This window comes from Streptomyces sp. BF23-19, from assembly GCF_041106355.1.
Taxonomy (GTDB): Bacteria; Actinomycetota; Actinomycetes; order Streptomycetales; family Streptomycetaceae; genus Streptomyces; species Streptomyces virginiae_A.
In genome coordinates, this window is the sequence record NZ_JBGBPT010000145.1 from 1 (window position 1) to 11,694 (window position 11,694).

Here is an 11,694-nt window from a genome sequence, read left to right on the forward strand (position 1 = left end):
GACACCGGTCCGTCGCCGGTCGACCGGAGGAAGACAGGCAGCAAACACCACCTGATCTGCGACGGACGCGGCACCCCACTCAAAGTCATCACCACCGCGGCCAACGTCAACGACGTCACCCAGACCCTCGCCCTGGTCGACGGCATCCCACCCGTCGCCGGCCGCCCCGGACGGCCCCGCAAGCGCCCTGAGGCCCTGCTCGGCGACAAGGGCTACGACTCCAATCCCAACCGGGAAGAGCTGCGTAAACGACGGATCCTGCCCGTCATCTCCCGCAAGGGAACCCCGAACATCAAGGGCATGGGCAAGCTCCGCTACGTCGTCGAGCAGACCTTCGCCCTGCTCCACCACTTCAAACGACTCGCCGTCCGATGGGAACGCCGCACCGAACTCCACGACGCCTTCGTCTCCCTCGCCTGCAGCCTCATCTGCTGGCGACGCCTCAACAAGCCCGATTCATGATCGTGTTACGAGCTCTAAGGTCAGCGGCACGCAGGTCGTCATGGGTGAAGTTGTCCAGGAGTGTGAGCACCTCTTCGGCATCGAATACACGGAACTCTCGGTGCAGGGCCGAACCGATAGCCCGGCAAACCTCATCGGTACGGATCTGGATGAAGGCTGTGCGGCCAAGGCGGAGGCCAAGGTCGTGGTCGTGGATGCGGTCGAGGGCGCGGGTGCGGCAGAGGGCGTCGGTGAGGGCGCGGACAGAAGTTACTAAGACCTGCTAAGAAAAGAGAGGAGTGAAAGTGGAAAAGCAGTCCAGTTACGGCTAGAGCGTGAGGTACTGGATCGGGAATATCTCAAGGTCGTGCAGAGGATGCACCTGGCGGAAATGCTGAAACTCCTGCCGGCCAGGCAGCGGGATACCGTCACGATGCCTCCCTCAGGCGCCGACGACCTGCCGCTCATTGCAACTGACGCCGATCCTCATCACTCCACGCCCGGGTGTCGCGGGGCTCGACGTACGGCTCCTCGTCCTCGGGCTGCCCGCCGGCGATGGCGCGCTGGCGGACCATCTCGGCGTCGAACTCCAGGCCTAGGAGGACAGCGAGGTTGGTGATCCACAACAACACCAGGAAGATGATCACGCCCGCGAGGGTGCCGTACGTCTTGTTGTACGAGCCGAAGTTCGCGACGTAGAGCGCGAAGCCGGCCGAGGCGATCATCCAGATCAGCAACGCCAGGAAGCTGCCCGGGGTCACCCACCGGAAACGCGGCCCTTGGCGTTCGGCGCGGCCCAGTACAGCAGCGCCGTTCGGCGCGGCCCAGTACAGCAGCGCGATCATGATGGTGACCAGGACCAGCCGGACGGGCCACTTCGCGATCGACCACACCGTCATTGCGGTGTCGCCCACTCCCAGCGCCGATCCCGCCTGCCGCGCCAGAGCGCCGATGAACACGGGTGTCCTTCTCCGCGGCGACGCACAGGGCGTGCTCCTGGCCCTCGGTGCGGTCGAGGCGGAGCTGAACACCGACACGCGAGGTCCACACGGTCCACCTGGCCGTGCCCGGCGTCGCAACCCGGTGAACCCTTCCGGCCACAGCACTAGGCTGCACGCCATGTCTGCGAACATCTCTTTCACCTTCCGCGTCACGGCCATCGAGGACGAGGGTCGGGCGCGGGCGGTCGTCGAGGAACTCCGCGAGCTGATGCGGGACGAGAGCATCGGCGGCCAGGTGAGCATCGGCATCGTGCTGGAGCGGGGCGGGCACGTCGTCACCGGCGGGACCGACTTCCCGGTCTCCGTAAGCCGCTCGCACCTGTGGTGCCCGGAGTTCGAGAAGTCCCTCGCCTGGTACGCGAGGGAGGCCGCGCCTTCGGCGACGTGCACGGTCGAGTGGAGCTACCCGGACGAGGAGCACTGACGCGGGGCCGGGCCACTGGTCCGGCCGGGAGGCCCGGGCCACTCCAGTCTTCGGGGAAAGCCCACGGCGTCTCCAGGTGTTCGAGCTCGATGCCCGGGGCCGCTCGGCCAGGCCGGCGCGACGTGGACTTCGCGGACGGTGTCGATCAGGTGGGGGGAGCGACCTTCCCGCCGGGCCTGGACCAGCTGAGCGGACAGGGCGCCGGTACCCTCGGCGGGGCGTGCGGCAGGACGCATTCGGAGACGAGGCCGTTCATCACCTGCCGCAGGGCATTCCTTCGAACACAGCAACCGTCACTCAACCCTCGGCAATAGCCCCTCGGCAGGATGAGTTCCGTACGAGAGACGCGACGGTACCGACGTATGTCATGGCGCTCGCTCCCGGACTTGATCTAGACCTCGCTCTCGATCGTAACGTCAGGGGCATGACCACGAACGATCAGCAGCCACTCGGCTCGCCCTTCTCCGCCGGCGGCTATTCCGGACTCGGCTTGGAAACCACCCGGAAGCCACCTACGCCTAGGACGTCGTTGCCGGTCGCGACCTCTCCGTACGACCGCCGTGGTGACTTACATCTGGGGCGCCATGTTCCGGGCATCCGTCGAAGTGGGCGATGTCGGTGAACTCGGACCGGAGCCGGTCAGCTCGGGGCGCCGGGGAGCACCGTGACCTCGGCGGCGTAAGCGCGGTAGCCGACGCTCGAGCGCGTGGTTGGCTACTGGGCGCTCCCCTCTCGGGAGGCGAAGGTTCCAGCGCTGCCATCGAACACGGTCCAGTCCCGTGTGCGCGGCGGCGTTTCGGCCGGAGTGCAGGCCTCGGCGGCAAGGCGTGCACCAAGCGGATCCATTGGGGCGCGCGTTTGTCCGCCACAGGGCCAGAGAGCGGACCGGAATCGGAATGCACGGCTTAGCATTCTGGGCGGTCCGGTGCATTAGAACCCGGCCCCGGAAATGCGTCACCACTCTCCGCTTTCAGAATTCTGCATATCAGGCATAGGTCCATCTATCCACCCACCGGGGCGCTCTAAACGGATTGCCCGATTCAAGCTCAGATGTCGCTGCCTGATGCCGTCGTCACAGGACCGCCAGGGAGGAGTGCCCGGGCAGCGTCTGCCCGACAAGCTGGCGGTCCGGATGTCGCGATCGATCCAGCGGGTGCGTCGTGACAGGTGAATCGCCCCGCCCAGGCTGCGGGCGGGGCGATGACAGGGTTTCGGAACAGTGCCGAGGTTGGTCAGGCAAGCGTCATGACGCGCTCACGCAATGATGGAGAACCTCTGATTGATCGAGTTCTTGTTGCAGTTGTCGAGCCCAATCCACGTCGGTTCGGCAGACGTACTGCTTTCGAACACACTCAAGCAGAGCCCGGAGAGATCGTGACGTATCATCATCGATTTCATGCCGGTACCTCCGGTGTCGGCGGGGTCTGTGGAGAACGTCTGATCCACCGACCCGGAGCACCGAACCACCTGGTCCGCGAGCGCTACACGTGCCACGAACGCCGTGAGCGAGTCCGACCGCTTCTACAGGTTCTGCCCCGCCTGGCCGATCAACGCACGATGCCCCGCCCAGAGGGCGGGGCATCGTGCACGTCAGCGTGCCCGGGGTGATGCTTGTCAGTCCTCAGCCGGGCTCGGGTGCAGCGCCTTCGTCACAACGTCCTTCTCCAGCTTGATAAGCGGTTTTATGACGGCGGGGTGCCGCGACGGAAGGTGGCGGGGACGTCGTCGGCCGCGGCGGCGGAAGCACGGCCGAGGGTGGGCACCAGCGTGTGCGTGAGGTGATCGATGTGCTGGTCCAGGTACGCCCACCCGCGGGCTTCGTCCGGATGCCACATCGAGACCCCCCAGGTTTTCTCGAGTCCCTCCCGGACCCATTGCACGTAACCCCGGACCGGGTCCCTGCGTTCGGACACCTTGTCGAAGCGTCGTGCCTGCGCCTCGTTCCCGCGCTGCCTGGCCACCGCGGCGAGAAGCTCCGTGACGGCGTAGAAGGAGAGGCAGGCCTCGGTCGCGCGGTTCACGTTATCCACCAGCGTCCGGACGTCCTTACGGGCCTGCTCCTGCCTGCGCCTTCTTCCGGGGATCCGTGAGGGACGTGACGTCAGCCGGGTCTTCTTCAGCGCCGCGAAGTCGGGTATGCGCGGGTCGTCGCCCTCCCTGACGATCAACGTGTTCATCGTCAGGGTGAACGCGGCGCAGTCGGCTTCGACCTCACAGCGGGTCTCCTCAGAAAGCTCCGCCAGGAAGCTCCCTGGGGGCAGGTCGGGACGGATCGCCTCGGCGCTGAAATGGTCCTGGGTAACGTGTGAGAACTCGTGGGCCAGGAGAAACGTCTGGCACGCGGTGTGCGTGGCCTTGGCCTCGGCGAGCGCGGCCGCGCCTTCCGGGCTCCCGTCGTCAACCGTCGGAAGGATCGAGATCGGGGTCCGCAGCCGGGCATCGCGCGATTCCCACACGCCGAGGTAGGACGCTACTGCCCGGTCCAGGTCCCGCAACGCGTCCCGGGCGGGCGCGTACCGCCTCATGAACTCTTCCAGGGACCGGAGATCAGTGGGTGTCTCCTCGCCAGCCCGGTAGGCGTGATAGAGGGTGGGAAGTGCCCAGGAGACCGTGGCCATGAGGTCACTGGCGAACGCCGACAGCGCGATGACGTAACCCGGCCCACTGCCTTGCGTTGGGTGCTCGAACACCTGGCACTCCAGGGCTGGGGACGCCAGAATGAACGCCTCCACCTGCCCGGCCATCCTCTGTGCCCCGTCGAATCCGTGCAGCGTGCCGTCGGCTCCCGGTGTCACGGCGTAGGCGAGGAGAAGCCCGTCCAGGGCGTGCCGGATGCGCGCGTTGAAGTCGGCGTACCGCGACCAGTCCCGCAGCCACTCACTGTCCGGGTTCGCGGCTCGGATGAACGTCATGTCCGCGAAGACACGGGCCAGTTTGATCGCCTCGGCCGCGAGCCCGACGTCCTGGTGTTCGGCGAAGAGCCAACTGCGGTTGTACAGGGCCTCAGGCACTGGGACCACTCGGGGACGCCTGCTGGTCCTGGGCCCGGCCACCGATGGCCCCGGCGATCGCCTGCCCTATCCCCTCGGCCTCGCGCACCTCGATCTGCCCGTCCGGGGTCCGGATGATCACCAGGCCGCGCGGCACGGATCCGTCCGCTTTGACGACAAGGCCGTCCGATCCCAGCGCGTCGACGAGGATCCCGCGCTTGAACTGGCGGCGCAGGCTCACGATGAGGTGGGTGAGCGCCGTCAGCGTAGCCGACCCTGCGATCAGGACGTCGCCCAGCGGGACACTGCCGTGGGCACGCAACGTCCTGTGCGTCACTTCCGCGTCGGCGAGGAGGCGTTCGGCCTGCCCCGTCTCGTCCAGCGCCGGATCCGTGAACAGGTGGAACGACATCTCGCCCTCTGCCACCACCAAGGCCCCCCGCCTTCGCCCGCCATGGGTGGCTACTACGTACCCGCGAGCACCGGGGGGAAACTCACGATCGGGCGCCCTGGCGGGGCAGCGGGGCGGCAGCCGCACCCCGGCCCTGCTCGACCGTGCCGACGGCGTCGGCGAACCAGAGCTGCGGCAGCGAACCGTACGCGGCCTCCTGGGCGGCGACCCAGGCGATCGGGCCGTGGCCGTTGTTCGCGACGTGGCGGATGGGCTGCCCGGCGGACTCCTGGCAGAGGACGTCATACTCGGGGGTGCCGCGCAGGTCGTGCAACGACGTCTCCCAGCTGGCGCGCAAGGCGGCTGAGGGCGACGGCTGGGTGCTCAGCTTCGGCTTCCAGCAGCCGGTGATGACCTGCCCGGGATGCGCGGACGGCCGCGGCCCGGTCCGGGAACGCGGCACCTGCCGACGGTGCATAGGCCGCACCGATGAGGCGTCCCGGTGCACGTATTGCCTGCACGCCGAACCCGGGCGAGGACGGCTGACGGCGGAACGCCCCCGCTCGGGAAGTTTCGTGATGCCAAGTCAGTCCGGGACTCCGCGCTGGAGACATTCCCAGCGCGGACCCCCGAATCGAGCGGGGACGCGGGTACCGCAGCCTTCCTCCACGGGCCCAAGCGGCTGTTCGCCTCCGTCGCCCCGTCCAAGACGGCGGATGAGCTCCTTGACGACCAGGTCCTCGGCGAAGTTGAGGAAACCATCTGATGAGCGTGGTGTTCGTCACCGACGCCACCCACCAGCCCGCACTCGAACGGCAACTGGCCGAGACCGAAGCACTGATCGTCACCGGACGGCCGTCCCCACCGTTCCGCAGAAACGCCGCGAGCTCCGCAGAGACGGCCTCGCCAACCTGATCATCAGCATGCACGGCCCCATCGTTCCAGACCGCCCGAACCAGCACCCATCCACCTTGACCAAAGAGATAGGGGCCCCCGGTGCCCACCGTCCGATCCCTCCGCGGAGGGCGATGGGGGCGGCGGCCGCAAGCGGCGCGGAGCCATTGGCGAGCGTCTGTCAGGAGGTGGGGCGGAACATGATGGTTCCGCTCGGCCCTTGCCCGGGTTCGGTCAGGGCAAGACTTCCCGCGTTGTAGTCGATGATCAGGCTTTCCACGGACAGCAGCTCGCCAGTTGCCTTCACGGTGCTGATCTGGGTCCGTGTGCCGTCCTTTGCCGCGTAGGCGTAGACGGGCATGTCCTGGGAGATCTTCCCTGCCAGGACGTACACGGTGTCCTTGTCGACTCCGAGGAACCGGGGGATGGTGACGGTGTCGACCGCCTCGGTCCATAGCGTGGCGCCGCTTTCCAGGTCGAGGGCGACGATCTGGATGGGAGCCGTGCTGCTGGCGGGGTTGCCCGCGACGAGGTAGGCGGTGGAGCCGCTGAAGGCGATGTCGAAGCGCTTGGCCCTGCCGAGGCGCCAGCTCTGGTTCAGCCGGATCTCGCCCGCGGCGGAGGCGAGCGGAATGCGCCGGGCCACGCTGCCGTCCCGGTTGAAGGTGACGAGCTCCGGCTTGGTGACCTTGTCGAAGCCGTAGGGCCTGACGATCGCGGTCATGGGTGCGGCCCCGACCAGACTGACGTCGCCCTTGGAAGGCACAGGCATGGGGACGGGCTCCTTGGAGACCTCCTTGCCCGAGGCATCGAGGGTGGACACCCAGTACCTCCACAGCTCAGGGCCGCCCTCGATGCCGATCATGATCATGATCCGGTCCTGGTGGGCGGTCATGTCCCAGTTCAGGACGTACTTGTCGAGCGCGACGCCGATGTTGCGCCACGTCCAGGCTTCGGCGCCGTCGAGGCGCAGCCCGACGACCGTGTTCGGGGTCATGACGGCGAGGACGTCGCCGGTGAGGAAGGCGAGCCGGGTGGTGTCGTTCGTCAGCGGTTTGCCGTTCAGGGGGGCGCCGGAGATCTGCTTGGTCCAGGCGATCTTGTTGCCGTTGCGGGTGTCGATCAGCGAGATGCGGTCGCAGCCGGCCCTGAGGGCCTCCGGGTCGCCTTTGATCCACGCGATGGCACCCAGGCCGTCGGCGGTGAGGCCCTCCGTCATACCGCAGGGCGTCATGTCCGGCTCGGGCGGCACGACGGTGCCCAGCTTCTTTCCGGTGGCAGGGTCCAGGATCTCCACCCCGGTCCCGCGGCCCACGTAAAGGCCGCCTGGCGTCCGCCAAGCGGCCATGTACGGCGTGCGCAGCGAGTCACCCTCGGCACGCGGCGACTTCCACGCCTGGGCGAGCTGCGCCGGGGCGAATGGTTCCTTCGGCGCGGTACTGCTCTTAGGGGATGTGCTCGCGGGGCTGTCGCTGCAGGCGGTAACGCCGGTGAGGAGAAGAACGGCGGTGGCGGTAGCGGCGAAGATCCGGCGGCCGCGGTCCCGCAGCCGTCCGCGGCCCTGCGGCTGGAGTATTCGGTCGGAGTCTTCGGTGGGGTAAGGATGCTGATGGCGCGCCATGCGGTGGTGTTCTCTTCCGTTTCCATGGGTGATGTGGCCGGGATCGCGCCACGGCGTCATCGCGGCACGGCCCGGAACTGGCGGGGGTATTGTGAGGAATCGTGTCACAGCCGCAAACAGAGACGCATCCTCACTATTGGTGTCTCATCCGGGGGTTCGTGTTCGGTTGAGCAAATCCCGGCCGTCACGTCGGCGGGTGCCGGAGCCGAGACCGTACGGCCACCGCCTCACAAGGCCGCGCGGGCTGTGACGGGCGCGCCGGGCTGCGCTGGCGCTGCTGCGCCTGACCGCCGGTGATGCCGCGCTGCTGGAGCCGGCGCTGGGGGCGCCGTCCTCGACGAGCACGCCGGGTGTTCACGAGTGGGGCTGGCCAGTGGCGTTCCAGCCCGTTGGAGATCGCTTCCCAGCTCTGTGATGATCGCTTCCCGAACTCAGGGAGGCGCCGTGGACAATCGGATGGAATCAGCCGGAGCCAGCACTGGGGGTGCTGGAGTCGAAGGCGTTCGGTACCGGCCTGGCCGAAGAGCGACCTCACAGCGGCAAGGAGCGGCGCCACAGGAGCTATCGTGCTGCCCGAACTGCCCCTGCCGGATCTACCCTCGCCCAAATCGGGCGTCCGCACGATTGGCGAGCTTGCCGGTTCAGCCGATGAGGGCTGTGGTCACGTGATCGTGGATCACCGTGACGACCACCCTGGAGGTTCGAAACTCGTAGGTGATGCCGTAGTTCACGCCGTCCCGGCTGGCGATCTGCAGATCCCGGTGCTCCTTGGCCGCCAGTTCGCGGGCTGCTTCGAGGGTCAGCCCGATGTACTGACACGACCTGGTGTCCCCGAAGGAGAAGGTGCCCGGCTTGGGAACAGGCGGCGGAACATCGTTACAGATCCTCGCACTTGGTCCCGGCCTCGGCGACTCACCGGCCACAGGACGGGCCGCCGCCCCGCCTACGTCCTGCATCGTCAGCGCCCCACCACCAGCCAGGCAGAGGACCGCGAGTCCCACGGCGCCGGTCCGTACTCGCCTGCGCCTCCTGACTCGCGCCACGACCCTGTCCCGGCGCGCGTCGAGCGGCCCAGCCTCGTCGGCCATGTCGACGAGCAGCCGCTTGAGTTCCACCTCAGTCGCCATGTCGTTCCCCTCCAAGGCTGGTAAGTACCAGGATGTTTCCAAGTCTTGCGATGGCCTCGCTCAGATGGCGCTTGACCGTCCCGGGGCTGCAGCCCAACCGATCCGCTACCTCGGCCACCGACAGGTCCTCGTAGAACCGCAGAACCGTACACGCCCGCTGTCGCGGGGACAGCGAATCGAGTGCGCTCACGATGTCCATCCGATCGCCGCTGGCGACGCTGAAGTCGCCCGTCGATGTCGGAGACACCAGACGCGGGAGCAGGATCCTCCAGCGAGCCCGCCGCCGATGCTGGTCCAGGTAGCGATTCAGCATGACGCGGCGTACGTAGCGCTCCGCAGACTCGATGTCCCAACTCCGCCGGGGCTGTGCGAACACCCGGACCAAGGCGTCCTGCACCAGGTCATCGGCCTCGACACGGTTGCCGCACAACAAGTACCCATACCTCTTCAGAGCGGACCCTCTGACCTGCAGCAGCTCACCCGCGACGTCGTGCCAGTTCATCTCTCACCTCTTTCCGTCTCACCCACTCCCACGAACACCCGACCGGTTTCGTTGGCCCCTCTGGCAGGAATTCGCCCCAGCACCACAAGGTCGGCGGGGTCCGTCGACTCGAAGGACTGGTTTGGCTGGCATGGACAGCTCTTTCGGTGGCGCCTCTCTCCCTCGGTAGGGTCGTGAGCCATGGCCGCCAAAGAAGTAGTCCTCCATCGCTCTGGCGGCCCGCTTGGGCAGGGCATCGCTCAACGGCAGCGGCGATCCTCCCCACTCCACGCAGGCGCCGGCCAGCAGCGCGACTTTGGCGAAGACGCCGCCCAGACCGGGCAGCAGCGGCGCGAGCTCCTCAATCACAGCGGTTCGGAAGTCCGGTTCGCGTCCCTGCGCTTCCGCTGCCAGACGGCCGACACAGTGCTGGAACCCAGAAAGGTCATCGCTGTTCATGGCGGTGACCAGGTCATCGATGAGCTGGCGGAGCGTGGCTGGCATGAGCGGACAAGCTAGCGGCACCGACAACCTGCACACCAGTCGTGATCCACATCCCGAGCAGCCACTCGCCACCATCCCCCTGACGAGCAGTCCGCCCTCCTCGCCGACCCCCACGGCAGCACCGAGGTCGCCGAGCTGGCCGAAGCGGCCGTCGAGCACTACGCCCTCACCTACCCCAAGCACCCCGCATACCTCCTCTTCGAGGAAGTACGGGCCGCCCGCGGCCTGCTCACCGACTGTCTTGTCACCGGCCACACCCCCGAGCAGATCGCGGGCGGACTGCACTGCAACGTCGGCTGGCTCTCCGCCCTGATGGGCAACCTCGACTTCCACCTCGACGACCACACCGGCGCCCGCGCCCACCTGGCGACGGCCACCGCCTACGGCACCCGCACCGACGACGCCCGCCTCACCGCCTGGGCCCTGGGCGCGCAGAGCATGGTCGCCCGCGCCGAGAACCGCTACGCCACCGCTCTCTCGTACGCCGACCGGGCCGTCGCGCACGCCCCCGCCGGCCTGCCGAAGGCCCAGGCGCACGCGTGGGCGCAGCTGACCTCCCTCGCGGGTCTCGGCCGGGAGCAGGAGGCAGACACGGCACTCGCCGCGGCCGCCCGCGAACTCGAAGCCGATCCCGTGGGTTTCGCGCCTGGCCGCTTCGGGTTCGACGCCCCCGAGTACACCCTCCACCAGGCCGAGTCCGCCATCGCCCTCGGCCACCACAACCGCGCACGCGCGGCCGCCGAAACGTCCATCGCGTCCACTGCCGTGGCCACCCCCGGCTGGGCCGCGGCCACCCTGGTCCTCGCGCAGGCCGAGGCACCCACCCAGCCCGCAGACGCCGCTCAGCGGGCCCTCGACGTCCTAGACCGCGTCCCCGCTGCCCGACTGCGCTCGACGTCGCGCGCACGCCTCGCCCGACTCGACAAGGTCCTCAGCGACGTTCCGGCCACCAGGAGTCGTTGCGGCGGCTGTGTGCGATGGTGCCGGTGCCGCTGCGGGAGCGCCGGGGGCTGTATCGCGAGGACGTCAGCGAGGTCGTCGCGCAGTACCAGCGTGAGGGTCTCAAGACGTCATCTCATTTGGATGGTTGGGTAGACTGACGGTCGTGGCGGGGATTGTTGAGCGGCTTGTGCCGGATGAATTGTGGGTGCTGTTCCAGCGGGTGGTACCGGAGGCGCCGTCGCGGCCGCAGGGCGGTGGTCGGCGCCGGCATGGCGACCGGGAGGTGCTGGCGGCGATCGTGTTCGTCGCTACCTCGGGTTGTACCTGGCAGCAGCTGCCCGCGGCCTCGTTCGGACCCTCGGGGGCGACAGCTCACCGGCGGTTTTCTGAGTGGAGCAAGGCCCGGGTGTGGGCCAAGCTCCACCGCCTGGTCCTCGATGAGCTCGGCGCCCGCGGTGAGCTGGACTGGTCCCGCTGCGCAATCGATTCCGTCAACATGCGGGCCCTGAAAAGGGGGACCTGACAGGCCCGAATCCTGTCGACAGGGGCAAGTTCGGATCAAAGATCCACTTGCTCACGGAGCGGACCGGGCTGCCCCTGTCCGTCGGCATCTCGGGCGCGAACCTGCACGACAGCCAGGCCCTCGAACCCCTCGTCCGCGGCATACCACCCATCCGTTCATGCCGCGGCCGCCGACGGCGCAAGCCCGGCAAGCTCCACGCCGACAAGGGCTACGACTACACCCACCTGCGGCGATGGTTACGCGGACGCGGCATCAAACACCGCATCGCCCGCAGAGGAATCGAGTCCTCACAGCGACTGGGCCGCCACCGCTGGACCATCGAACGCACCATGGCCTGGCTCGCCGGCTGCCGCCG

General features: G+C 68.0%; 13 protein-coding genes and 1 pseudogene. 6 read left to right on the forward strand and 8 right to left on the reverse strand.

Annotation, left to right across the window (positions count from 1 at the left end; genetic code table 11):
- The coding region (locus tag AB8A24_RS41745; RefSeq protein ID WP_369479106.1) for an IS5 family transposase at window positions 1-462 on the forward strand (462 nt) is incomplete at its 5' end.
- 40 nt (window positions 463-502) lie between these two features.
- Entirely contained in the window at window positions 503-718 is a 216-nt protein-coding gene (locus AB8A24_RS41750) for a hypothetical protein (RefSeq protein ID WP_328959659.1), read from the forward strand.
- A 187-nt stretch (window positions 719-905) separates the two neighbouring features.
- On the opposite strand, the pseudogene AB8A24_RS41755 reads toward AB8A24_RS41750, so the two are convergent.
- Window positions 906-1,400 (reverse strand): annotated as a pseudogene (locus AB8A24_RS41755) (YihY/virulence factor BrkB family protein); the annotation flags it as partial.
- Window positions 1,401-1,560: 160 nt separating this feature from the next.
- Here AB8A24_RS41755 and AB8A24_RS41760 point away from each other — a divergent pair.
- The gene (locus AB8A24_RS41760) at window positions 1,561-1,866 is read left to right on the forward strand and encodes a hypothetical protein (protein ID WP_328959660.1); all 306 of its coding nucleotides are present in this window, start codon (window positions 1,561-1,563) and stop codon (window positions 1,864-1,866) included.
- 1,682 nt (window positions 1,867-3,548) lie between these two features.
- Here AB8A24_RS41760 and AB8A24_RS41765 read toward each other — a convergent pair.
- The 3 genes from AB8A24_RS41765 to AB8A24_RS41775 all read right to left on the reverse strand — a co-directional run bounded on the left by AB8A24_RS41765 (window position 3,549) and on the right by AB8A24_RS41775 (window position 5,710).
- Window positions 3,549-4,877: a hypothetical protein gene (locus AB8A24_RS41765; protein WP_369479107.1), complete on the reverse strand. Its 1,329-nt coding sequence runs from the start codon at window positions 4,875-4,877 to the stop codon at window positions 3,549-3,551.
- Window positions 4,870-5,289, reverse strand: a complete 420-nt coding sequence (locus AB8A24_RS41770; protein ID WP_328959663.1) for a hypothetical protein — start codon at window positions 5,287-5,289, stop codon at window positions 4,870-4,872. The genes AB8A24_RS41765 and AB8A24_RS41770 overlap by 8 nt, the downstream gene beginning before the upstream one ends.
- 61 nt (window positions 5,290-5,350) lie before the next feature.
- Window positions 5,351-5,710, reverse strand: coding sequence for a hypothetical protein (locus AB8A24_RS41775; RefSeq protein WP_369479108.1), 360 nt, complete (start codon window positions 5,708-5,710; stop codon window positions 5,351-5,353).
- Window positions 5,711-6,012: 302 nt separating this feature from the next.
- On the opposite strand from AB8A24_RS41775, the gene AB8A24_RS41780 reads away from it, so the two are divergent.
- Entirely contained in the window at window positions 6,013-6,162 is a 150-nt protein-coding gene (locus AB8A24_RS41780) for a hypothetical protein (RefSeq protein WP_328959665.1), read from the forward strand.
- 160 nt (window positions 6,163-6,322) lie between these two features.
- Here the strand turns inward: AB8A24_RS41780 and AB8A24_RS41785 are convergent, their stop codons facing one another.
- From AB8A24_RS41785 to AB8A24_RS41800, 4 genes are all read right to left on the reverse strand, one after another.
- A complete protein-coding gene (locus AB8A24_RS41785; RefSeq protein WP_369479109.1) occupies window positions 6,323-7,762 on the reverse strand; it encodes a hypothetical protein in 1,440 nt (479 codons plus the stop codon).
- Window positions 7,763-8,403: 641 nt separating this feature from the next.
- The gene (locus tag AB8A24_RS41790) at window positions 8,404-8,904 is read right to left on the reverse strand and encodes a hypothetical protein (protein WP_369479110.1); all 501 of its coding nucleotides are present in this window, start codon (window positions 8,902-8,904) and stop codon (window positions 8,404-8,406) included.
- Window positions 8,879-9,391: a SigE family RNA polymerase sigma factor gene (locus tag AB8A24_RS41795; RefSeq protein ID WP_328959668.1), complete on the reverse strand. Its 513-nt coding sequence runs from the start codon at window positions 9,389-9,391 to the stop codon at window positions 8,879-8,881. The genes AB8A24_RS41790 and AB8A24_RS41795 overlap by 26 nt, the downstream gene beginning before the upstream one ends.
- Window positions 9,392-9,409: 18 nt before the next feature.
- Window positions 9,410-10,219 (reverse strand): hypothetical protein, encoded by an 810-nt coding sequence (locus tag AB8A24_RS41800; protein WP_369479111.1) that lies wholly within the window; start codon window positions 10,217-10,219, stop codon window positions 9,410-9,412.
- Here AB8A24_RS41800 and AB8A24_RS41805 point away from each other — a divergent pair.
- Both AB8A24_RS41805 and AB8A24_RS41810 read left to right on the forward strand, forming a co-directional pair.
- Window positions 10,187-10,969: a hypothetical protein gene (locus AB8A24_RS41805; protein ID WP_369479112.1), complete on the forward strand. Its 783-nt coding sequence runs from the start codon at window positions 10,187-10,189 to the stop codon at window positions 10,967-10,969. The two genes, AB8A24_RS41800 and AB8A24_RS41805, sit on opposite strands and share 33 nt — an antisense overlap.
- Window position 10,970: 1 nt before the next feature.
- Window positions 10,971-11,694 (forward strand): IS5 family transposase gene (locus AB8A24_RS41810; protein WP_369479113.1). Its coding sequence is split into 2 segments (ribosomal slippage), with 722 coding nucleotides annotated over them: window positions 10,971-11,324 and window positions 11,327-11,694; the frame shifts between segments, so codons are not numbered across the junction. This gene is flagged as partial in the annotation.